Origin of the sequence: Providencia sp. PROV076, from assembly GCF_028483405.1 — a bacterium.
Taxonomy (GTDB): Bacteria; Pseudomonadota; Gammaproteobacteria; order Enterobacterales; family Enterobacteriaceae; genus Providencia; species Providencia huaxiensis.
This window is the reverse complement of the sequence record NZ_JAMPRR010000006.1, coordinates 166,881-188,613: the sequence shown is the minus strand read 5'-3', so window position 1 is coordinate 188,613 and position 21,733 is coordinate 166,881. Positions and strand designations below refer to the sequence as shown.

The 21,733-nt window shown below is 40.8% G+C and carries 18 protein-coding genes, 1 tRNA gene and 2 pseudogenes; 14 read left to right on the top strand and 7 right to left on the bottom strand.

All coding sequences use genetic code 11. From position 1 onward, the window contains the following. Nucleotides 1-14: 14 nt before the first annotated feature. Nucleotides 15-1,346 (bottom strand): glycoside hydrolase family 55 protein, encoded by a 1,332-nt coding sequence (locus PSF67_RS06050; RefSeq protein ID WP_231068885.1) that lies wholly within the window; start codon nucleotides 1,344-1,346, stop codon nucleotides 15-17. Nucleotides 1,347-1,983: 637 nt separating this feature from the next. Between PSF67_RS06050 and PSF67_RS22075 the strand changes: the two are divergent. Beyond that, nucleotides 1,984-2,175 (top strand): annotated as a pseudogene (locus PSF67_RS22075) (hypothetical protein); the annotation flags it as partial. A gap of 108 nt (nucleotides 2,176-2,283) precedes the next feature. Here the strand turns inward: PSF67_RS22075 and PSF67_RS06045 are convergent. Next, nucleotides 2,284-2,547 (bottom strand): hypothetical protein, encoded by a 264-nt coding sequence (locus tag PSF67_RS06045; RefSeq protein ID WP_272676638.1) that lies wholly within the window; start codon nucleotides 2,545-2,547, stop codon nucleotides 2,284-2,286. A 62-nt stretch (nucleotides 2,548-2,609) separates the two neighbouring features. On the opposite strand from PSF67_RS06045, the gene PSF67_RS06040 reads away from it, so the two are divergent. Both PSF67_RS06040 and PSF67_RS06035 read left to right on the top strand, forming a co-directional pair. Then, a complete protein-coding gene (locus PSF67_RS06040) occupies nucleotides 2,610-2,969 on the top strand; it encodes a hypothetical protein (RefSeq protein WP_231068887.1) in 360 nt (119 codons plus the stop codon). Between the two features lie 83 nt (nucleotides 2,970-3,052). Next, on the top strand, nucleotides 3,053-3,400 hold the full coding sequence (locus PSF67_RS06035; protein ID WP_231068888.1) for a hypothetical protein: 348 nt from the start codon (nucleotides 3,053-3,055) through the stop codon (nucleotides 3,398-3,400). A 155-nt stretch (nucleotides 3,401-3,555) separates the two neighbouring features. Here PSF67_RS06035 and PSF67_RS22070 read toward each other — a convergent pair whose 3' ends face one another. The 3 genes and pseudogenes from PSF67_RS22070 to PSF67_RS06025 all read right to left on the bottom strand — a co-directional run bounded on the left by PSF67_RS22070 (nucleotide 3,556) and on the right by PSF67_RS06025 (nucleotide 4,162). Then, a complete protein-coding gene (locus tag PSF67_RS22070) occupies nucleotides 3,556-3,759 on the bottom strand; it encodes a phage integrase central domain-containing protein (protein WP_442959144.1) in 204 nt (67 codons plus the stop codon). Between the two features lie 18 nt (nucleotides 3,760-3,777). Then, nucleotides 3,778-3,987, bottom strand: a pseudogene (locus PSF67_RS22065) (Arm DNA-binding domain-containing protein); the annotation flags it as partial. Nucleotides 3,988-4,087: 100 nt separating this feature from the next. Beyond that, a tRNA-Arg gene (locus PSF67_RS06025) sits at nucleotides 4,088-4,162 on the bottom strand. A 353-nt stretch (nucleotides 4,163-4,515) separates the two neighbouring features. Here PSF67_RS06025 and mlaA point away from each other — a divergent pair. Next, nucleotides 4,516-5,268, top strand: coding sequence for a phospholipid-binding lipoprotein MlaA (gene mlaA, locus PSF67_RS06020; protein ID WP_272676637.1), 753 nt, complete (start codon nucleotides 4,516-4,518; stop codon nucleotides 5,266-5,268). Between the two features lie 570 nt (nucleotides 5,269-5,838). On the opposite strand, the gene fadL is transcribed toward mlaA, so the two are convergent. Then, entirely contained in the window at nucleotides 5,839-7,158 is a 1,320-nt protein-coding gene (fadL, locus tag PSF67_RS06015; RefSeq protein ID WP_206276407.1) for a long-chain fatty acid transporter FadL, read from the bottom strand. 353 nt (nucleotides 7,159-7,511) lie between these two features. Here fadL and PSF67_RS06010 point away from each other — a divergent pair, with 353 nt between their 5' ends. The 4 genes from PSF67_RS06010 to sixA all read left to right on the top strand — a co-directional run bounded on the left by PSF67_RS06010 (nucleotide 7,512) and on the right by sixA (nucleotide 12,466). Further along, the gene (locus PSF67_RS06010) at nucleotides 7,512-7,808 is read left to right on the top strand and encodes a YfcZ/YiiS family protein (RefSeq protein WP_166264544.1); all 297 of its coding nucleotides are present in this window, start codon (nucleotides 7,512-7,514) and stop codon (nucleotides 7,806-7,808) included. A 273-nt stretch (nucleotides 7,809-8,081) separates the two neighbouring features. After that, nucleotides 8,082-9,401 (top strand): acetyl-CoA C-acyltransferase FadI, encoded by a 1,320-nt coding sequence (gene fadI / locus PSF67_RS06005; RefSeq protein ID WP_272676636.1) that lies wholly within the window; start codon nucleotides 8,082-8,084, stop codon nucleotides 9,399-9,401. Next, entirely contained in the window at nucleotides 9,401-11,623 is a 2,223-nt protein-coding gene (gene fadJ, locus PSF67_RS06000; RefSeq protein ID WP_272676635.1) for a fatty acid oxidation complex subunit alpha FadJ, read from the top strand. The genes fadI and fadJ overlap by 1 nt, the downstream gene beginning before the upstream one ends. A 360-nt stretch (nucleotides 11,624-11,983) precedes the next feature. Then, nucleotides 11,984-12,466 carry a phosphohistidine phosphatase SixA gene (gene sixA, locus PSF67_RS05995; protein ID WP_102137598.1) on the top strand — a complete coding sequence of 161 codons (483 nt, stop codon included), beginning with the start codon at nucleotides 11,984-11,986 and terminating at the stop codon, nucleotides 12,464-12,466. Nucleotides 12,467-12,484: 18 nt separating this feature from the next. Here sixA and smrB read toward each other — a convergent pair whose 3' ends face one another. Then, nucleotides 12,485-13,027, bottom strand: coding sequence for an endonuclease SmrB (gene smrB / locus PSF67_RS05990; protein ID WP_102137599.1), 543 nt, complete (start codon nucleotides 13,025-13,027; stop codon nucleotides 12,485-12,487). Between the two features lie 240 nt (nucleotides 13,028-13,267). On the opposite strand from smrB, the gene hutI reads away from it, so the two are divergent. The 6 genes from hutI (at nucleotide 13,268) to prmB (ending at nucleotide 21,686) form a co-directional block, all read left to right on the top strand. Next, nucleotides 13,268-14,506 carry an imidazolonepropionase gene (gene hutI / locus PSF67_RS05985; protein ID WP_272676634.1) on the top strand — a complete coding sequence of 413 codons (1,239 nt, stop codon included), beginning with the start codon at nucleotides 13,268-13,270 and terminating at the stop codon, nucleotides 14,504-14,506. Nucleotides 14,507-14,776: 270 nt separating this feature from the next. Then, nucleotides 14,777-15,514, top strand: coding sequence for a histidine utilization repressor (hutC, locus tag PSF67_RS05980; protein WP_181490110.1), 738 nt, complete (start codon nucleotides 14,777-14,779; stop codon nucleotides 15,512-15,514). 322 nt (nucleotides 15,515-15,836) lie between these two features. Further along, nucleotides 15,837-17,516 carry a urocanate hydratase gene (gene hutU / locus PSF67_RS05975; RefSeq protein ID WP_102137602.1) on the top strand — a complete coding sequence of 560 codons (1,680 nt, stop codon included), beginning with the start codon at nucleotides 15,837-15,839 and terminating at the stop codon, nucleotides 17,514-17,516. Between the two features lie 12 nt (nucleotides 17,517-17,528). Continuing rightward, nucleotides 17,529-19,061 carry a histidine ammonia-lyase gene (gene hutH, locus PSF67_RS05970; protein WP_210842770.1) on the top strand — a complete coding sequence of 511 codons (1,533 nt, stop codon included), beginning with the start codon at nucleotides 17,529-17,531 and terminating at the stop codon, nucleotides 19,059-19,061. A gap of 89 nt (nucleotides 19,062-19,150) precedes the next feature. Continuing rightward, on the top strand, nucleotides 19,151-20,542 hold the full coding sequence (locus tag PSF67_RS05965) for an amino acid permease (RefSeq protein ID WP_166264549.1): 1,392 nt from the start codon (nucleotides 19,151-19,153) through the stop codon (nucleotides 20,540-20,542). 211 nt (nucleotides 20,543-20,753) lie between these two features. Further along, the gene (gene prmB / locus PSF67_RS05960) at nucleotides 20,754-21,686 is read left to right on the top strand and encodes a 50S ribosomal protein L3 N(5)-glutamine methyltransferase (protein WP_004257202.1); all 933 of its coding nucleotides are present in this window, start codon (nucleotides 20,754-20,756) and stop codon (nucleotides 21,684-21,686) included. Nucleotides 21,687-21,733: the final 47 nt, after the last annotated feature.

Here is a 21,733-nt window from a genome sequence, read left to right as displayed (position 1 = left end):
AAGGTTGCTATAAGTTATGGCATGATCGGTTTAGTCGATAAATATTTTTTTGCGTAATCGGGTAGCCGATCTTGTATCTTATCAATTGGAATTTCAGTGATAACACCGCTAGTTGGTACTAATTTACCTGTTTCAACGAAAATATTCTCTGAACAAAAAAATTGATTAGAAGAGAGTGATTTTTCTGGCGAGGTAACTAGTGGTTTGCTCTCAGTACGGTTGATAAAGTGATTAGAGAAAACTAGATAATCTTTAATATTAATGGCTTTATTTTCTGTATCTACAAAATTTTGCCAGTAGCTAATTAAAGCGTCAGATAAATAATTATTAAAAATAAAGGTATCTTGCATGATCAGCCATTGATCATCGACATTATCATAAGGGCGCGCATTAAAAGAAATGTGATTAAGATAGTTACCTGCAAATACCAGTCCTTTAGCATTACGAAATTTTAGTTGGCCGGAGGGTTTATCATCTTTTGGCCAGCCAGAAAAATAATTTTGAATAACTTCAACTTGTTCATATTGTTTAATATAAACGCCATGATCACGTTGTATATCATCTTCACCTGTTTCAGGATTATAGAGAAAGGGTTGGTCACTGCCAGAAATAAAGTTTTTACGAAATATTCCTTTTTTGAGATTACTCGTTGAATACCAACCAGAAACAAATTCACCTTGAGCATCATCAAAAGATATTAATTGTTTATCTCTTAAACTTAAAAGTGTTGTCAGCAGTGTCTGTGTTTTTTTACCAAGCCATGGTGTTGCTAGGTTAATATCATTGACGGAGCCTAAAAAATTTTGCTCAATCAACAAACCAGAACTATTACCATAGGTACTAAGAGCAACTCCCGGATAGTTACGCCCACGCATAAAAACATTGCCACTAATTGTATAGAAACTACTAGAGCATGTAAGTTGTGCGGTGCTATGTTCGGTTATTGTATTAATAAATACATTATAGCTAATACTAATTTCAGATTTTCGTCCATAAAAATGTACTCGGATATTATCAAAGATAATATTCTCAATATTTACATTTGACACTTTAGTTCCGTAAGTGCTATCGCCAAACATAATTGATTTTTTTTGGGGATTTAGACAGCGAAAAATTGTACCTTCAGCTGAGCCCAATAAGGAATTATAAGATGTTAGCAATACATCGCTGGCAAATAGGTAAGTACCAGCAGGGAAATAGATACCTTTATGAGAAGTGTTGCTCTCTTTAAGTAAATTTAATATCGCTTGACTCAAGTCTTTATCTGTATTTGGTAATATACCTGCATCTTGCGCGTTAATATAACCATCTGGAACGTCGTTGATTATGGAACCTTGATTTACCATAATATGTTTCCTATTGAAGGTCTTGGAGAGAATGTAGTTAATGTACAGCATGTCTAATGGTTATAACGCACAAAGCGATATAACTAGTTTTAATATAGATTAGAATGCGATTTTTAGCTAATAAATATGTGAAATGGTCTAAGGTTAAGTTTAATTTTCTGGTGATGGTTGTTGTTATTTATGTGATAATCAAATCCGAATTGTAATTTAGAACATTGCCTTTATTACCTTGCAAGAATATTTATGTTCAGACTAAAGTTTTTATTGTATTTAGATTATCGTGAGTTGATATTCTTATTATGTAAATTTGCTATTCGAGATTTGATTATTGATAAAGAAAAGTGAAACATGAAAATCTGTATTATAGGAGCATCAGAAGTAGGGGGTAATATGGCGGGTATGGCTATGAAGAAATATTCTGGAACTAAGAGGGAAATAGCTGATTACACAACTAAAAAAATAATTTTAGGTGACTATTCCTTTACTGGCTAATTCATGGACGAAATAGAAGTAACTGTAAACGAGCAAACAAGAAATCAATTTTTTGCGACTTATTCCAAAAAAATTTAGATCTCGAAGCCAAGCCACTCAAAGACTTTAAAAAATATAAGTCAGATGAGGGGGGCCCAGTTATTTCGGAAGAGATGTTTCATACGTTAAGCCATATTCAGTTGAAAAAGCTTGTTTGATGCACATTCATTTTAAAATACCGCCAGATAAATTTCCAGATGATAGGGTTCAATATTACAGAACTCACAAAAAAGGAAATCCTGAAAAAGATATCTGCTTGGTGTATGTGTACCACTCCGGTGGGTTTTTTATTGCCTGAGTATAGGGGAGACTTCACCCACAGACCTTATTTCTTTGGGCATGGCCATGAGCTAATAAATGAATCCACTACCAGATGACTTGCTTGTTACAGCTTCAGGTAAATTCTTTAGGCGTTTAGCCGCAACATCCATAGCTTGGTTGAACGTAACATTACGGGCGGGCAAAAAAGAATACCTGAACCAAGGTCAAATGTTCCCGCAATATAACCCGAGTACATACCCGATTTAACAACATCATTAGCGTCTAACAGGGTGTCATTCATTAGACGCTCTCTTGCTTGGCTATATTCATGCACAGAATTCCCATTCCAAAGGTAATTTTGAGCAACAAGTGGCATAGGGATTAGTAGGAAAAGTAAAAGTTTTTTCATTAGATGTCCCAGAGAATAATTAATATTTTAGTGTTTTGGTAGGGCGCAAAATATGGTGATGTATGAAAAAGGGATCAGTGGTTTTGCTTTTAGGCTTAGCTTCATTTGGCTCGCTTGCTAGCACTACAAACATTGGTGCTAATGAGCGACCTGAAATTACAGAAGATGATGTAGTACCAGATATGGCGGCAAGTATTAATCGACAGAAAGCGCTTCTATGTGGTGAGTTAGAAAAACAGAGTAACAGTCGTACTTGCAAACGTTTAGTTGATAACATGGTATCTATGGCGTATTTCCAAGGGCAGATTAGTGTGAAGTGTGTGCAAAAAGCTAATGACCCTGAATTTAAAAATGTGCCTAAAATGGATGAGTTCTGTGATAACGCCAAGAATCTAATAGGTAACTTGAGCTCCAATGAATAACCTGGTTCGGCAGGCTTTTTGTTTGCTTCAATTTGCACTCCCGCTAAGTTAACATGACTGAAATTAATTGATGGGATGGTGAGATGAAAAGAGCCTTAGCGGTTATATTATTTACGTGTTTTCAGTCGCCTTTAATGGCGACGACATATAGCTTGGATGAACTACAGGCGATGTCAGTTAACAATAAAAAGCCAGAAATAGTACGTCCTTATAAGCAGCTTATAAAAGTGAAAGAGTTAGGTGATTTCAACGCTTGCAAAGAGTGGCAAAAAGAACAGTTGACACCATACGCTGCATATCCTCAGAAAATAGGGGCTTCAATGGAGAAGTTATATTCTATTAGGGTGTGGATGGAGGATAGAACACTGACATTCAATTGTATTGATCTAGATAATGTGTCTGGAACTATAAATGAAGCAATGTACAAATAATGTAGCAGGGTAGTGAGGCTAATAGTTTAGTTTTTCAGTTTTTATGCGACTCATACTCTTAAGTAAAAATCTCACATAAAATAAAAAAACTATTTATATTCAAATAATTATAAATTTATTCACTAAATGTACTTCACTTTGAAACTGAAATAATTTTATGATCCAAATTGTGCAGGCGGGTGCGGTGTAGTGAATTTTACGTGGTTGAGAACTTTATTTCGTGTGAAAGGAAAAACATCATTTTCAAAACAACGCAATATTTCGCTCGCATAGCCTTTTGACCATGTAGAGTATTTTGATGAGTGCCATTCCATTGCAACCGCTTTAAACGTATTTCCAGCAGCGTATTTTTGTGTGATCTTTTCCGATTTGCGCGCATCACTTGGGTCTATACCATCTGAAAACTGCCTTTTTGCTTCATCTCTTTTTCTTCTGGCATCGGCTAAAGAAATTTGTCCATACACACCAAATGAAATCATTTTAGACTTAGCTTTACGAATTTGGATATCAGTGAGCAGCATAATGTGTATAGTTTTTTTATCGAACCTAGACCTATACACAGTACTATTCACAGTACTATACACATGAGTACTTAGACCCCACTAGAAGTTACTAGATCTTCTTGGAAGTCAAAATAATTAATTTGTTGTTTTTATTTGAAAAATTGGAAGTATTTAGACGTGGTAATGGTGTCCCCTGCAGGAATCGAACCTGCAACTAGCCCTTAGGAGGGGCTCGTTATATCCATTTAACTAAGGGGACTTTTGGAGTCATAATTATGACAGCGAAGGCATTTTACTGTTCAGGTCTAATTGAATCAAGTTGTTACGGACAAATAATCGAATTTATCTTCCATAAATATTTATTTGACTGTTTTTCATTCGAAAATAGGGTGATTATCATCTTTATGGTTGAGTGGGCGCATTTCTATTTTGTACTAACTGTTCAATTTTCTTATAATAAGAATATTATTAAATGGCGTATAATTAGCCTTTAAGATAATCGAATAACTCAAAAGGATTAACATAATTCTTTTTTTCGCCTTACTATAAGCAAAGCAGTTATTACAGTGGAAAAGTACCGCAGTAGGACGGTACAGGGAATGGAGAAGTGTTATGAAGTTTCGCATGACGGGCGTTTTTCTGGCAGGGGTGTTAATTGCAGGTTGTGCAAGTAGCATTGATCCAGAAACACATGAACGTTCGGACCCATTAGAAGGGTTCAACCGAGCAATGTTTAATTTCAACTATAACGTCCTTGACCCTTATGTCTTGAGGCCAGTTGCTGTTGCTTGGAATGATTATGTCCCGATGCCTGCCCGTAATGGATTAACCAATTTTTTTGTTAACCTTGAAGAACCTGCAAGTATGCTAAATAGCTTTCTGCGTGGGGAAGTGACTCAAGGTTTCAAACATTTTAACCGCTTCTTCCTTAATACTGTCTTCGGCATGGGGGGGCTCATTGATGTGGCGACAATGGCAAACCCTCAATTAGCGAAAGAAGAGCCGAAACGTTTTGGTAATACCTTAGGCTATTACGATGTGGGCTATGGTCCTTATGTGGTGTTACCGGGGTATGGCAGTGCAACACCGAGGGAACAAGGGGGGGACTTAGTTGATGATTTATATCCAATGCTAAGCTATCTCACATTCTGGATGTCCGCGGGTAAATGGGCACTGGAAGGAATTGAAACCCGAGCAAGGCTATTAGATTCAGATGGATTATTGAAGAACTCTTCAGACCCGTACTTAATGATGCGAGAAGCCTATTTCCAACGTAATGACTTTTTATCAAGTGGTGGCGCGTTAAAAGCAACAGAAAACCCAAATGCAGCAGCGATTGAAGGCCAGCTTGATTCGATAGATTAGTAAATTGAATTGTTTTAGAAGGTTTATCACTCTCTTGTATACGAATGATACTAGAGAGTGATAAATAAAAAGCTAATCATTGTCTCGCTTTCCTCGTTGAGAGACGGTGTCAATTAAGGCTATTACCCCTAATACACCAATAAAACCGACAGTAAACAGTGTTCCCATACAGCCTCCTAAGTTTTAGTCATTGTTGCCTCTTTTACATGCCTTCGCGGCCGTAGCCAATAATAGAATATAGCGTGATTAATACAGTTTGATGAAAAGCCATATATATTAGTGGATATCATCAGTATAAAATATGCTATTGGGTTGTGCTTGCAAATAAGAACATTCAGAGAACGAATGATAATCTAATGAAATCTAAAGCGATTTATCTTAAAAATGCGATAGTGTGTATTTTATAAAGAAATGATGAGGTGAACTCATGCTCTTAACATTTAATTTACATATGATGCAGGTGAGGGTCAAGAAAATTTATGTTAAGTTTTGAAAATTAGTGGGATGGGGCAATTGACATTGATAATAGTACCAGGGAGAGAACTCCCTGATACTTAAAAATTCGATTAATTAGAACGTATAGTTGAAGTTTACACCGTATAACCAAGCAGAACCTTCAGATTTGAAATGATATGCTGGAAGGATACTTTCAGGAACATCTTCACTTAATCTTTCTTTAATATTTACTTTTTTACCGTGCATATAAGAAATACCCACATCAACAGATGCATTTTCATTAAATGCATACGTTGTACCTGCACTTAACCAGTAACGGTCTTGGTCAGGGATAGAAATAGAACGGTAATCTGAACGTACAGGCGTTTGGTCGTAGGCAATACCGGTACGGAATGTCCAGTTATCATCATAAAAATAGGTGGTACCGAGTGCTAAACGCCAAGCATCTTTAAAGTGCTCAGGTTTATGGAATAACTGTTCGCCATCACTTTTTCTATAGGCGGTTAGTTCTTTAAATTCACTCCAGCCAGTATAGGCAACGCTATAGTGTAAAGCCCACTTAGGAGCAACTTTATGGTACCCAGAGAACTCCCAAATATCTGGTAAATTAAGGTCTAACTTACCTTTGACTTTTTCACCCCCAGTACCATGTAACTGAGTTATTGATTTAGGTATGTCATTGGAATATTTGCCATCTTCAAACTTAACTTTAACTTTAGAACGATAGCTTAAACTTAAACGGTTATCATCATTGATTTCATACAAAATACCCGCATTCCAACCATAACCCCAGTCATCCCCTGTTAATTTAGCCATGGTAGTGCTGGCAGGGAACGAAGGTAAGCCTAATTTAGGTGCTAGGGCGCCAAGGTCACCTGCATGACGAGTAATTTCTGCATCGGCATATACCGCGTTCACGCCCAAGCCAAAACTGAAATTATTATTTACGCGGTATGCACCACTTAGGTTCAGGTTAACAGTTTTTAGGTCTGTTTTACCACCGATAGGGCCTGCAGCATAATTTTTATTAAAATCAGTGGCTAAACCAAAGTTGGTGGTCATTGAAGTACCAACAGCCCACTTGTCATTAACTGGGAAGATAAAGTGAGCATTGGGTACTACAGCACTTGGCGCAATATCATTTGCTGTTGTATTACTACCAAGTAAAGAGCCTCCTTTACCTTTGATATCAACGCTTGGGTCAATATAAACGGCACCAACAGAAAGAGAAGGGCGATCAAACAACATCATGGCAGCAGGGTTTCGGCTTCCCTCACTTGCGTTGTCGCCCATTGCACCCGCTCCCGAAAACGCGCGTCCCAGTGCGGATGTAGAATATTCATTAAGCAAAAAACCAGCCGCGCCTGCGTTGGATGATACAATTGCCACTGCTATTGCTAAAGCTGATCTAGAAAACAGGTTTTTCTGGCTCATGACCAAAACCCTCTTATGTTTTATTTTGAATAAAGCGACTTCTATCGCAAGAAGCGCAGAATTGTAGGGTCCCTTGCCGTTATGACAAATCAGACCAGTTACTAGAGTATAGGTCTGACCACCTGATATGTTGCAAGCTTGTTTTGCAGTTATTGTGACTTTGTTTTCAAAAATGCGACATATTTAACAAAATGGCAACATTGACTGACGAATTGGGAGCAAAAATTATACGAATACGGGGTAAGATCAAACTTATGTTTAATTATTAGCGATATATTTTGATACACACTAGTTTTTAGCACTTTTTCAGCGTTATGATAGAGACTTAACAGTTTGTTTATTTGGAGAGTAAAATGACTGATGCGATTAACCGTTGTAGCGCGGATGAAACCGCAGCCTGCTGCTGTGTAGATGTGGGAACAGTATTAGATAATAAAGACTGCACTGCCTCGTATCAGCATGTATTCGCTACACAAAATGAAGCGGAAACTATGTTGAAAACACTCACAGAGAAAGCAAAATCTGTTGAGTCAGACCCTTGTGCGATAACCCATTCTATTAAGCCTGTAGAGGGTGGCGTTGAGCTTACGGCAGAGTTTAGTTTTAGCTGTGAAGCAGAAAGTTTGATTTTTCAATTAGGCCTTCGTTAATCAAACGATTGAATTTGCTCTGATTTGCCTTTTATCACTAAAACGATGGCGTGATTAACGCTCAGTGATAAAAGGCTTCCTTATTTCCCTCCTGTTTTCCTCTGCTGCAATTTGTTGGGTTTTTACTCTAAGTTGCGTACCTGCTCGCATTTTTTATCAATACCCATTGATAATTGTGAATTTTATGTTAATAATTGTTACAGGTCAGACCTCTTTGTCCGCTTAGAGAGCTAATTAACTATAATTTTCATTTTTGCTTTAGCAGGAGCGACCATGAATCAACATCTCAACCATGGTGAAAATACAGATAAAACAAATGAAAGGATCGCCATTGTCAGTGGTCTACGCTTACCTTTTGCAAAGCAATCTACGGCATACGCAGGAATTCCAGCAGTCGATCTAGGTAAAGCCGTAGTTGCTGAATTATTAGCCCGTAATGATTTAGATAGAAACCTGATTGAGCAACTGGTATTTGGGCAAGTGGTGCAAATGCCAGAAGCACCGAATATTGCGCGGGAAATTGTTCTTGGTACAGGGATGAGTGTCTCAACAGATGCCTATAGTGTATCAAGAGCCTGTGCGACAAGTTTTCAAGCAATTGTTAACATTGCTCAAAGTATGAGGGTAGGCGATATTTCTATCGGTATTGCTGGCGGGGCAGATTCATCTTCTGTGCTTCCTATTGGCGTATCAAAAAAATTGGCCGAGACGTTATTAGCATTAAGCAAAGCAAAGTCTGTTGGGCAAAAATTATCATTGTTAGCGAAATTACGTTTGAGGGATTTAGCGCCAGTTGCACCCGGTGTTGCGGAATATTCTACAGGGCTGCGTATGGGAGATACCGCGGAGCAAATGGCGAAAAGTTATCAAATTAGCCGAGCCCAGCAAGATGAGCTTGCTCATCGCTCGCATATGTTAGCGACAAAAGCGTGGGAAAATGGCGCTTTAAATGATGAAGTTATGACCGCATATATGCCGCCCTTTAAGCAAGCTTTTTCCCAAGATAACAATGTGCGTACAAACTCAGTACTATCATCCTATGCGAAATTAAAACCCGCCTTTGACCGTAAGCACGGTAGTGTTACCGCTGCGAACAGCACACCGTTGACCGATGGTGCCGCTGCGGTGTTGATGATGACAGAATCTCGAGCGAAATCGCTGGGTTATACACCGTTAGGCTATATTCGAAGTTATGCGTTTTCAGCGATAGACGTATGGGAAGATATGCTTTTGGGGCCTTCTTATGCCACTCCGCTTGCTTTGAAACGAGCGGGGTTATCGCTGCAAGATTTATCCCTGATTGATATGCATGAAGCCTTTGCTGCGCAAACACTCGCTAATTTACAAATGTTTGGTAGCCGTAAATTCGCTCAAGAAAAATTAGGAATAGATAACGCAATTGGCGAAGTGGATATGGATAAATTTAATGTCTTAGGGGGCTCTATCGCTTATGGGCACCCATTTGCAGCCACAGGCGCACGAATGGTGACTCAAACCCTAAATGAATTGCGCAGACGGGGTGGTGGTTTTGGTTTAACAACAGCTTGTGCTGCGGGTGGTTTAGGTGCAGCTATGATCTTAGAGGTGGAATAATGGCTCAAAATTCTGCTATAGAAGTTGCAAGAGAAAAAACACAACAGGCTTTTCGCTTAGAAATTCATGATGAAAACGTCGGGGTCATCTTCATTGATGTACCGAATGAAAAAGTGAATACATTAAAAGCGGAATTTGCGGAGCAATTCCTTGCAGTTTTACAGCAAGCGCAGTCTACCTCTGGTTTGAAAGGCTTAGTTATCACCTCAGGGAAAAAAGACAGTTTTATTGCAGGCGCAGACATTAGCATGATAGCTGGCTGTGAAAATAAAGCTCAAGCCAGTGAGTTGTCAAAAGCAGGTCATGCACTATTTGATAAAATCGATAATTACCCATTGCCTATTATTGCCGCAATACATGGTGCGTGTTTAGGCGGCGGGCTAGAGCTTGCCTTGGCATGTCATGCGAGGGTTTGTTCCAATGATGATAAAACGAAGTTAGGCTTGCCTGAAGTACAATTGGGGTTATTACCTGGCTCTGGAGGATCGCAGCGTTTACCTCGGTTGATTGGTATTCCACATGCATTGGATTTAATGCTGACAGGCCGCCAGCTAAAAGCGAAACAGGCGCTGAAAATAGGGTTAGTTGATGATGTAGTTCCTGAGTCTATTTTACTCGACGTTGCAGTTAAAATGGTGAAAAAAGGGGGCGTTCAGCGTCCTGCTATCCATTGGCAACAGCGCTTATTAAGCAGCAAATTATTACGCAATAAAGTGTTCGATAGCGCCAAACAAAAAGCACTCAGCAAAACCAAAGGCCATTACCCAGCCCCTGAAAAAATTATTCATGTTGTGAAAACAGGAATGAATAAAGGGTTGCAAGCCGGTTATGCAGAAGAAGCGAAAGCCTTCGGTGAGCTTGTGATGACACCAGAGTCTGCTGCATTACGTAATTTATTTTTTGCGGTTACCGCGTTAAAAAATGAAACGGGGGCGCAAGCTGCACCCTTGAAAATTAACCAAGTTGGTGTGCTTGGCGGTGGGTTGATGGGCGGCGGAATTGCTTATGTCACCGCTTTTCAAGGTAAATTACCCGTTCGTATTAAAGATATTTCAGACAAAGGTGTCACCCAAGCCCTGCGTTATAGCTGGGACCTACTGACTCAGCGAGTTATCAAACGGCGGTTACTAGCCCGGGAACGAGCAGCCGTTATGGCTAAGGTATCAGGCACATTAAGTTATCAAGGACTGGAAAACGCTAATGTTATCATTGAAGCGGTATTTGAAGATTTAGCATTAAAACAAAAAATGGTTGCTGAAGTTGAAAAGATGTCGAAACAACAAGCTATTTTTGCTTCTAATACATCATCCTTACCTATTCACCAAATTGCACAGAATGCGACGCATCCTGAAAAAGTCATCGGCTTACACTACTTTAGCCCAGTCGATAAAATGCCGTTGGTTGAAGTAATCCCTCATCAACACACAGACGAAACAACGATTGCAACCGTTGTTGCTCTAGCAAAACGCCAAGGCAAAACAGCAATTGTCGTGGGGGATGATGCCGGTTTCTATGTAAATCGCATTTTAGCCCCATTCTTATGTGAAGCTGCCCAATGCCTTGTTGAAGGTGAATCAATAGAGCATATTGACCGTGCTTTAGTCGAATTTGGCTTCCCTGTCGGACCTTTTAATCTATTAGACGAAGTCGGTATTGATGTAGGAACTAAAATTTTACCGATTTTAGTTGAGCGTTTTGGTGAGCGTTTCAAAGCCCCTGATTTACTTGATAAAGTCATTAAAGATGACCGTAAAGGTAAGAAAAATGGTAAAGGTTTTTATGAATATGGTCACCACATTAATAAGTTGTGGTTTTGGAAAAAAGCCAGTAAGCGCCAAGTCGATAAAACCATTTATTCACTGATTGGTGTAGTTCCCAACGATACATTGACTAAAGCGGATATTGCACAGCGGTGCGTTATGATGATGCTTAACGAGGCTGCCCGTTGCCTTGATGAAAAGATTATTAAAAGTGCACGTGATGGGGATGTCGGGGCGGTATTTGGTATCGGTTTCCCACCTTTCTTTGGTGGCCCATTCAGGTATATGGATAGCCTGGGGATTGCAAAAACCGTGGAAACCCTGAATAACCTCGCTATGAAATATGGTGATAAATTCCAGCCTTGTGAATTGCTATGTAACATGGCAGAAAATAATCGAACCTTTTTTTCTGCAAATGCAGAAGATGGGGTTAATGCAACAAAATCAAGTAACGAACAGTAATAGCATCAACAATCATGGCATAGCAGGGTAGCTTGTTAGCCAATGGTTGTTTGATTCAATAAAACCAGTCAAGGCCTGATACCAAATATATCCTTGGTTATCAGGCTTTTTTAAGCCAAGTTCGTACAGTTAGAATAACTAATTATATTATCTTTAACTGATTGATAATAAATACCAAAATTTAGCTCGCAATATAGCCTGCTAAAGAAACATGCATAAAAATTTACTCAAATCATTTTCTTTGTTGGTCATTTCATGCAGAATCACATTTCACCCCAACTGATGGTTACTTTTACAACAATTATCTTAACAACAAAAGAATAGCCACCTTAATAAGGTAGGTTACTCAGATGGTGGATTATGCAAGTTTACATTATGCGTCACGGTGATGCAGCGATACAAGCGCCTAGCGATGCTGAGCGCCCATTGACTCAAAAGGGAAAAGACGACTCAGTATTAATGGCTCAATGGTTACAGAACCAAGGTATTAAGATTGATTCGGTGTTAGTGAGTCCCTATCTAAGAGCCGAACAAACTAGGCAGGTTGTGAGTCAGCACCTCGATTTACCCGTAAAGGCGGAGGTTTTAGGGCAATTAACGCCAGGAGGGAATGCCGCATTTGTGGCTGACCATATTCGAGATCTTGCTGTGCTAGGCGCTAATGCGATATTAGTTGTATCTCATTTACCGCTGGTGGGGTATTTAGTGTCGGAGCTATGTCCACATAAAGAACCTCCGATGTTCACCACATCAACAGTTGCATGTGTTGATATTGATGTGGCCCATCAGAAAAGTCATTTAGAATGGATGTTGAGTCCATCACAACTATTATTTGCGAAATAATACAGAACGGATGAGCGCTTAACGGCGAGCGCTCTCCGCGGTTTCAATGAGTAGTAATAATGCTGCATTACCCCCCCATTCTTTAGGTGCTTGGTGAAAAGCAATAATATCAGGGTGTTGGGCAAGCCATAGCGGTGTTTGCTGCTTTAAAACATGCTTACCATGGCCGTGCATAATACAGGCACAATAGACATTTTCACGCTTACAGGCCGCAATAAGCGCGCCAATTTCTTGCTTTGCTTCCATTTGTGTTAAGCCATGTAAATCCAAAAACAACTCAGGAACGTAGTCACCCCGACGAAGTTTTTTTAATTCATAAGGGTTAGCGTCGGGCCTTAAATAACGCGTTGGGCCTTCATTTTCAAGTTGCGGTTGAAATTCATCTGAAAAATAAAAAGAGGCGTCAACCTGTTCTTGCATGACTTTTTTATTTGATGGTTGTGTCACCTTGGCACGAACAGGTGCGTGCAGGACTTGGTCCTGATGGATTTTCTTTGCTCCATTAATGGCTTCTTTGAAAAGACGGATCTCTTCATCTTCTAGACCAAATTTTTTCTTCATAATTTTAATAATATATTTTTTGTGATTAATTTTTCTGATTGCTAGTGTAACTCATTTTTAATGAATGGTGATAATCGTAGATTGTTCGCGCTAAGTAACATATTTATAACCTTTTTACAGGTAAGCATTGACAAAAGGGGACTTGCTAGTCTAATTGTATATACATATCTATACTATTTATTAATACAATGATTAAAACTGAATTCAATAACAATGAATTCAATAACAATAGGAAAAACGATGGTATTCAAAACACACTCTCAAGATATCGTTTGGCGTAATGGCCGTATTGCCACTATGGATCCAGAACTATCAGTCCCTTATGGGCTTGTTGAACACCATGATTTAGTTGTCCGTGATAATAAAATAGTTGCAATTGTTCCTACTCAGGAAATTGAATTAAATGACTGCCAGGTTATTGATGTAAAGGGTAAATTAATAACCCCAGGATTAATCGATTGCCATACACATTTAGTTTTTGGTGGTGACCGAGCTTCTGAATGGGAACAGCGAATGAATGGGGTCTCTTATGAAACCATTAGTTCTCAAGGTGGTGGAATTAATTCTACTGTGCGTGAAACCCGTAAGATGAGCGAGAACGAATTATTTGAACGCGCTAAGCCAAGGCTCGAAGCATTAATTCGAGAAGGTGTGACAAGTATAGAAATGAAATCAGGTTATGGGCTTGATTATGAAAATGAAGAAAAACAGTTACAAGTCGCAAAACGGTTATCTGCACAATATCCTATTTCAGTCAGTTCAACCTTGCTTTCCGCTCACACCGTTCCCGTTGAATATAAAGATAAACCTGATGAATACATTGATTTGATTTGCCAAAAAATCATGCCTAGACTATGGGAAAAAGGCTTGTTTGAGGCAGTCGATGTTTTCTGTGAAAGCGTGGGTTTTTCCCTTGCTCAAAGCGAAAAGTTATTTGCAGCGGCTCAAACATTAGGCATTCCTGTGAAAGGGCATATGGAGCAGTTATCAAATCTAGGTGGGAGCGAATTAGTTGCCCGATACAAAGGGTTATCGGTTGACCACATTGAATATTTAGATTTAGAAGGGGTTAAAGCACTTAAAGCGAGCGGAACAGTCGCGGTCTTGCTACCGGGGGCATTTTATTTTCTGAGGGAAACCAAATTACCGCCAATTGAGCTGTTGAGGGAACACAACGTTCCTATGGCGGTTTCAACGGATTTTAACCCGGGCACCAGTCCTTTTGCCTCGTTACGTATTATTATGAATATGGCGGCCGTCTTATTTAAGCTGACACCGGAGGAGATATGGGCAGGTGTGACACGTCACGCTGCGAAGGCGTTAGGCCGTGAAAGTAGCCATGGGCAATTAAAAACAGGCTTTGTTGCTGATTTTGTTGTGTGGAACGCGCAAGAGCCAGTCGAAATGATTTATGAGCAGGGGAGTAACCCATTGTTCATTAGAGTCCATGAAGGCAAAATTACCCATCGAAACGGGTGATATATGTGACTCGCAGTTCTAGCTACGAAAATAATAATAATTAATAGCGGTAAATAATGTTGTTTGCCGCAATTTGCCCTAAATATTTTCTGTTTTTTGTTTGTTTCTATTAAAATTACATCGTTTAATTATGTGAATGCTTAATAATTAAGCATGATGTTTTTATTCGCGACTGTCAGGATAAAAAATGTCCGATAGCACTAAGGTCGTGTTGTATGCTATTCAATGAATAGCATATTAATACTTAAGATTTTAATCATTAAATTGGAAATGACTGTGACAGCCGATAAAAAGGATAAGCAGGGGGTACCGCTCCCGCTATATTTGCAAGTAAAACAATCGATTATTGAAAAAATCCACACTGCAGAGTGGCAGGCAAATGACCGTATTCCATCTGAGGCTGAGTTAGTTACACAGTTTCAATGTAGTCGAATGACGGCAAACCGAGCACTACGTGAATTAACCGCAGAAGGGTTATTGGTTCGCTTGCAAGGTGTGGGAACGTTCGTGGCTGAGCCAAAGGGGCAATCTGCGCTATTTGAAATCCACAGTATTGAAGCGGAAATACTGGCGAGAAACCATAAGTACAGCTGCAGGATAATTAAACTCGAAGAAATACAAGCGTCACCCGCGCTCGCAAATGAGTTAAATATTAGCCCAGATACCGTGATATTTCATTCTATTATTGTACATTTAGAAAATGATGTCCCTGTACAAATTGAAGACAGATATGTCAATGCGTTAGCAGCGCCTGATTATTTACAGCAAAACTTTTTATCGATTACCCCCCATGATTATTTGTCCCAAGTCGCCCCTTTAACACAAGGGGAGCATATTGTTGAGGCCGTAGAAGCTGATGAGCGCTCAGCGAGGTTATTGCAAATTACCACAGGCGCATCTTGTTTGTTAATTACAAGGCGTACTTGGTCCCAGTCTTTCACTGTGACAAGTACCAAACTATTGTTTCCTGGTCACCGCTATAAGCTTAAAGGTAGTTTCACGTCATAAGTTCTTTCACCACGTAAAAATATGGGCGGAATGATATACAACCTATTTTCCGCTTATCGTATCGAGTTATTCTCTTCCATACCTATTTTGTGTGAATTTATTGTAAATCAAATGTGATCTGGTAGGCATATTTAGAATAAAGAAAACACACCAAAATATCAGCCTTGTTTTTTATCTAATTGTTTTATTTGTATAAAAATATTTTCATATCACATTTTTTTAATCTTTATGTTAAAAAATTAATTGATCGTACATGTATATACAACTATATCTATAAGAACAATAAAAGTTAGCTAATGGACAGATAAAAGAGGGTATACAAGTGACAGCACTGAATAATAAATATCGAAATATCGAAATTAGGGCACCGCGGGGGAATACCTTAAGTGCCAAAAGTTGGCTCACTGAAGCTCCATTACGTATGTTAATGAATAACCTTGACCCAGATGTTGCAGAAAACCCTCATGAATTAGTGGTTTATGGTGGTATTGGGCGCGCGGCACGGAATTGGCAATGCTATGACCAAATTGTTGAGTCCCTGAAACAACTCGAGAGCGATGAAACACTGCTGGTTCAGTCAGGTAAGCCTGTCGGTGTTTTTAAAACCCATGCAAATGCCCCACGTGTTTTAATCGCTAACTCAAATCTCGTGCCACATTGGGCCAACTGGGAACATTTCAATGAGTTGGATGCGAAAGGCCTCGCCATGTATGGCCAAATGACGGCAGGTAGCTGGATTTATATCGGCAGCCAAGGCATTGTTCAAGGAACCTATGAAACCTTTGTGGAAGCCGCTCGTCAGCACTTTAACGGTGATTTAACTGGGCGCTGGGTACTTACCGCGGGTTTAGGTGGCATGGGGGGCGCACAACCTCTAGCCGCGACACTGGCAGGTGCTTGCTCATTGAATATTGAGTGCCAACAAAGCCGTATCGATTTCCGTTTAAGAACCCATTATGTGGATGAACAAGCGGTCGATCTTGATGATGCTCTAGCGCGTCTCAAAAAATACACATCGGAAGGCAAAGCCATTTCTATCGCACTGTGTGCTAATGCCGCTGAAGTTCTTCCTGAGCTCGTCAAACGCGGTGTTAAACCGGATATGGTGACCGACCAGACAAGTGCCCATGACCCGCTAAATGGTTATTTGCCAATTGGGATGAGCTGGGAAGAGTACCGTGAACGCAGTGTTCAAGACCCGCAAGCGACTGCATTGGCTGCAAAAAAATCCATGGCGGAACACGTTAAAGCGATGCTGGCGTTCAAACAGCAAGGCATTCCAACGTTTGATTATGGGAACAATATCCGCCAAATGGCGTTGGAAATGGGCGTAGAAAATGCGTTTGATTTCCCTGGTTTTGTGCCTGCTTATATTCGCCCACTATTTTGCCGCGGTGTTGGCCCATTCCGTTGGGTCGCGTTATCAGGGGATCCTGAAGATATCTATAAAACCGATGCGAAAGTGAAAGAACTTCTACCGGATGATAAGCACTTGCATCGCTGGTTGGATATGGCGCGTGAACGTATCAGCTTTCAAGGTTTGCCAGCGCGTATCTGTTGGGTAGGGCTTGGGGACCGCGCTAAATTAGGTTTAGCATTCAATGAGATGGTCAGAAACGGTGAGGTTTCGGCTCCAATTGTTATCGGCCGCGACCACCTAGATTCAGGCTCAGTGGCCAGCCCAAATCGGGAAACAGAATCCATGAAAGATGGCTCTGATGCCGTTTCAGACTGGCCGTTACTCAATGCGTTATTAAATACAGCCAGTGGTGCAACGTGGGTGTCTTTACATCACGGTGGTGGCGTCGGTATGGGCTTCTCTCAGCACTCTGGGGTTGTGATTGTCTGTGATGGAACGGATGAAGCCGCAGAGCGTATTGCTCGAGTGCTACACAATGACCCGGCTACAGGCGTCATGCGCCACGCAGATGCAGGGTATGACATCGCGATTGCTTGTGCGCAAGAAAAAAATCTTAATTTACCAATGATTAAAACACGTTAAGGAGTGCCATTAATGACTAAGTTAACTATTCACCCAGGAAAAATGACACTCGAAGACCTGCGTATTGTTTTCCAACAAGCGGTAACAGTGACATTGGATAAACGCGCTCATGCGGCTATTGAAAAAAGTGTTGCAACGGTCAATAAAATTATTGAAGAAGATAGAACCGCTTACGGTATCAATACGGGGTTTGGTTTACTTGCCAATACCCGCATCGCGACTAAAGATTTGCAATCATTACAACGCTCTATTGTGATGTCTCATGCTGCGGGTGTTGGCGAGCCGTTAGATGATGACCTCGTGCGTTTAATCATGGTGCTCAAAATTAATAGTTTAGCTCGCGGTTTCTCTGGTATCCGTCTCGAAGTCATTAATGCTTTAATTGCATTAGTGAATGCGCAAGTTTATCCATTTATTCCTGCGAAGGGCTCTGTAGGGGCTTCTGGTGACTTAGCACCATTGGCGCATATGAGTTTAATTCTGCTAGGAGAAGGAAAGGCGCGTTATGAAGGCAAGTGGATCTCAGCGAAAAAAGCGTTAGAAAAAGCTGGGTTAGCGCCACTAAAATTGGAAGCTAAAGAGGGGCTAGCGTTATTAAACGGCACGCAAACATCCACGGCCTTTGCATTGAAAGGGTTATTTGAAGCAGAAAAATTGCTGCTATCTGGCATTGTTTGTGGTGCGCTTAGTGTTGAAGCCACATTGGGCTCCCGTAAACCGTTCGATGCACGAGTGCAAGAAGTTCGAGGGCAAAAAGGGCAAATCGATGTAGCGGCGATGTTCCGTGATATTTTATCACCGACGAGTGAATTGGCGAAGTCCCATGAAAACTGCGTGAAAGTGCAAGACCCTTATTCACTACGTTGTCAGCCACAAGTCATGGGGGCTTGTTTAACCCAAATTCGCCAAGCAGCCGAAGTGATATTAATTGAATCCAATGCGGTGTCAGATAACCCGTTAGTCTTTACCGATAATGGCGATATTATTTCGGGCGGTAACTTCCATGCCGAACCTGTTGCGATGGCAGCCGATAATATTGCACTTGCATTAGCAGAAATTGGCGCGTTATCCGAACGTCGCATTGCATTATTGATGGATACCCACATGTCGCAGTTGCCACCTTTCTTAGTGAATAACGGCGGCGTCAATTCAGGCTTTATGATAGCCCAAGTGACCGCGGCTGCATTAGCCAGTGAAAACAAAGCATTAGCACACCCTTCGAGTGTTGATAGCCTACCTACATCCGCTAACCAAGAAGACCACGTATCGATGGCGCCTGCAGCAGGTCGTCGATTATGGGAAATGGCAAAGAATGTCACAGGTATTTTAGCCATTGAATGGCTTTCTGCGTGTCAGGGAATGGATTTCCGTGAAGGTTTGACGTCGAGCGAAACCTTGGAAAAAGCACGTAAAACGTTGCGTGACCAAGTGACTTACTATGATAAAGACCGTTATTTTGCCCCTGATATTGAAGCGGCAATTGATTTAATTAACCAATATAAACTGTCTGCGCTCTTCAAGGCTGGCGCAGTCTTCCCTAACTAACATATCAAGCAAATAAAAGGTGGCCGGCAAAGTATCGGCTACCTGAAGTATTTATCTGCACGACAATAAAATAATACGAAGGATAAATCATGCAAAGCACATCACAACTTGCGCGAGGGCTTTCTGCGCGCCACATTCGATTTATGGCTTTAGGTTCTGCGATTGGTACAGGTTTATTTTATGGTTCAGCGAAAGCAATAGAAACCGCTGGGCCTGCGGTATTACTCGCCTATATTATCGGCGGCGCCGCAGTATTTATGGTTATGAGAGCGCTGGGTGAAATGGCGGTTCATCGGCCACTTGCGGGGTCGTTCTCACAGTATGCCAGCCATTATTTAGGGGCTAGAGCGGGTTTTTTTGCGGGATGGACCTATGTTTTTGAAATGCTCATCGTTTGTTTGGCGGACGTGACGGCATTTGGTGTTTATATGAAACTGTGGTTTCCAGAGGTTGCACAGTGGATTTGGGTGTTAAGCATTATTTTCTTTATTGGCGCGATAAACCTATGTCACGTGAAAACCTTCGGTGAAATGGAGTTTTGGCTGTCAATCATTAAAGTTATTGCGATTATTGCGATGATTGTCGGTGGTGCAGCCATCATGATGTTTGGTTTTGGCCAAGCAGCAGACCATGCGGTTGGGGTATCAAACTTATTTATTCACGATGGGTTTATGCCAAATGGTATTGGTGGGGTGATTGCATCCTTTGCTGTCGTGATGTTTGCTTTCGGGGGAATTGAAGTTATTGGTATTACCGCGAGTGAAGCGAAAAACCCTGAAACGACTATCCCAAGAGCGATTAATGCAGTACCAATTCGCATCTTACTGTTTTATGTCCTAACGTTATTTGTCTTGATGTGCATTTACCCGTGGAACCAAATTGGGCAGCAAGGTAGCCCATTTGTGCAAATTTTCGATAGCTTAGGTATTCAATCTGCGGCGAATATCTTAAATGTTGTAGTGATCACGGCGGCAATTTCGGCGATTAACAGCGATATCTTTGGTGCAGGGCGTATGATGTATGGCATGGCACATGAAGGGCAAGCGCCAAGAGCCTTTACCAAGCTGACAAAAAATGGTGTGCCTTGGATGACGGTATTAGTGATGGTCGCTGTGTTGTTAGTCGGTGTGGTATTGAACTATGTCATCCCTGATGATGTATTTGTGGTAATTGCGTCAATTGCGACATTTGCCACCATTTGGGTATGGTTAATGATTTTGCTGTCACAGTTTGCAATGCGTAAAAAAATGTCGCCAGAAGAAATTAGCCAATTAAAATTCCCTGTGCCTATGTGGCCTGTGGCACCTATTTTAGCCATCGCATTTATGGTATTTGTTTTTGGTGTCTTGGGGTATTTTGAATCAACACGAATTGCACTCTATGTAGGCATTGTTTGGTTAGTATTACTGACTATCGCCTACGCACTTTGGGTAAAAAAACCTGAGAAAGAGGCGGAAATCGTACTGCAAAACGAAAGCTAATATCGTTGCTTCCTTGCTGAACTTGTTATTTTCTTCACGCCCTTTAGCTAAATAAAGGGCGTTTTTACGTCAAAACATGCATTAATAAGCGCGATGAGCAGATCCCCTTGGCAAATTTTATTGCATTAATCTGCTGATTTGTCTTTCACTTCGTGGCAAACTTTAACTATTCATATATTCCCTTTCAAAATACAGGCTGGAGAACCCCTTCTTGGAAAAGATTTTCGTTGATGAAGCCGTTGCAGAACTTCATACCATTCAAGATATTTTACGTTGGACGATGAGCCGCTTTAATGCAGCCAATGTGTACTATGGTCACGGTACAGATAACCCATGGGATGAGGCACTACAATTGGTGTTACCAACACTTTACCTGCCTCTAGACCTGCCCGATGAGCTGTTAACCTCACGCCTAACACCAACAGAACGCCACCGCATTATTGAGCGTGTTTTACGCCGCATTAATGAGCGTATTCCGGTTGCATACCTGACTAATCGTTCATGGTTTTGTGGCCATGAGTTTTATGTTGATGAGCGAGTGCTTATCCCACGCTCGCCAATTGGTGAATTAATCAATAACCATTTTGTTGGTTTAGTGGCGGATGAACCACAAACTATTCTTGATTTATGTACCGGAAGTGGTTGTATTGCGATTGCTTGTGCGTATGAATTCCCTGATGCAGAAGTCGATGCGGTTGATATTTCAAGTGATGTGCTGGCGGTGGCTGAGCAAAATATTGCCAATCATGGTTTAGAACACCGGGTGATACCGATCCGCTCTGACTTATTCCGCGATATGCCAGAGGTTAAATATGACCTGATCGTGACGAACCCACCGTATGTTGATGCGGAAGATATGGATGACTTACCGGAAGAGTTTCGTGTCGAGCCTGAATTAGCGCTAGCCGCTGGAAGTGATGGGTTGAAATTGGTGCGCCGTATTTTAGCCAATGCACCGCGTTTTCTGACAGAAGAAGGCGTGTTAGTGTGCGAAGTGGGCAACAGCATGGTTCATCTGATTGAACAATATCCTGAAATTCCATTTATTTGGTTAGACTTTGAATATGGTGGTGACGGTGTGTTTATGTTAACGCGTGAACAACTTGTTGAGCACCACGCACATTTTGAGCTTTATATCGATTAATCAACAGTTGCGTGATGTTCCAAGATCATGTAATCAATAATAACGAC

What these genes read in the sequence shown, in the direction of transcription:
- PSF67_RS06040 (WP_231068887.1), top strand. Translation starts at nt 2,610, where the DNA reads ATGAAAAAGGGATCAGTGGTTTTGCTTTTAGGCTTAGCTTCATTTGGC.
- fadJ (WP_272676635.1), top strand. Translation starts at nt 9,401, where the DNA reads ATGGCTCAAAATTCTGCTATAGAAGTTGCAAGAGAAAAAACACAACAG.
- PSF67_RS05965 (WP_166264549.1), top strand. Translation starts at nt 19,151, where the DNA reads ATGCAAAGCACATCACAACTTGCGCGAGGGCTTTCTGCGCGCCACATT.
- sixA (WP_102137598.1), top strand. Translation starts at nt 11,984, where the DNA reads ATGCAAGTTTACATTATGCGTCACGGTGATGCAGCGATACAAGCGCCT.
- hutI (WP_272676634.1), top strand. Translation starts at nt 13,268, where the DNA reads ATGGTATTCAAAACACACTCTCAAGATATCGTTTGGCGTAATGGCCGT.
- hutH (WP_210842770.1), top strand. Translation starts at nt 17,529, where the DNA reads ATGACTAAGTTAACTATTCACCCAGGAAAAATGACACTCGAAGACCTG.
- PSF67_RS06010 (WP_166264544.1), top strand. Translation starts at nt 7,512, where the DNA reads ATGACTGATGCGATTAACCGTTGTAGCGCGGATGAAACCGCAGCCTGC.
- PSF67_RS06050 (WP_231068885.1), bottom strand. Translation starts at nt 1,346, where the DNA reads ATGGTAAATCAAGGTTCCATAATCAACGACGTTCCAGATGGTTATATT.
- hutC (WP_181490110.1), top strand. Translation starts at nt 14,777, where the DNA reads ATGACTGTGACAGCCGATAAAAAGGATAAGCAGGGGGTACCGCTCCCG.
- fadI (WP_272676636.1), top strand. Translation starts at nt 8,082, where the DNA reads ATGAATCAACATCTCAACCATGGTGAAAATACAGATAAAACAAATGAA.
- mlaA (WP_272676637.1), top strand. Translation starts at nt 4,516, where the DNA reads ATGAAGTTTCGCATGACGGGCGTTTTTCTGGCAGGGGTGTTAATTGCA.
- PSF67_RS06045 (WP_272676638.1), bottom strand. Translation starts at nt 2,547, where the DNA reads ATGAAAAAACTTTTACTTTTCCTACTAATCCCTATGCCACTTGTTGCT.
- PSF67_RS06035 (WP_231068888.1), top strand. Translation starts at nt 3,053, where the DNA reads ATGAAAAGAGCCTTAGCGGTTATATTATTTACGTGTTTTCAGTCGCCT.
- smrB (WP_102137599.1), bottom strand. Translation starts at nt 13,027, where the DNA reads ATGAAGAAAAAATTTGGTCTAGAAGATGAAGAGATCCGTCTTTTCAAA.
- fadL (WP_206276407.1), bottom strand. Translation starts at nt 7,158, where the DNA reads ATGAGCCAGAAAAACCTGTTTTCTAGATCAGCTTTAGCAATAGCAGTG.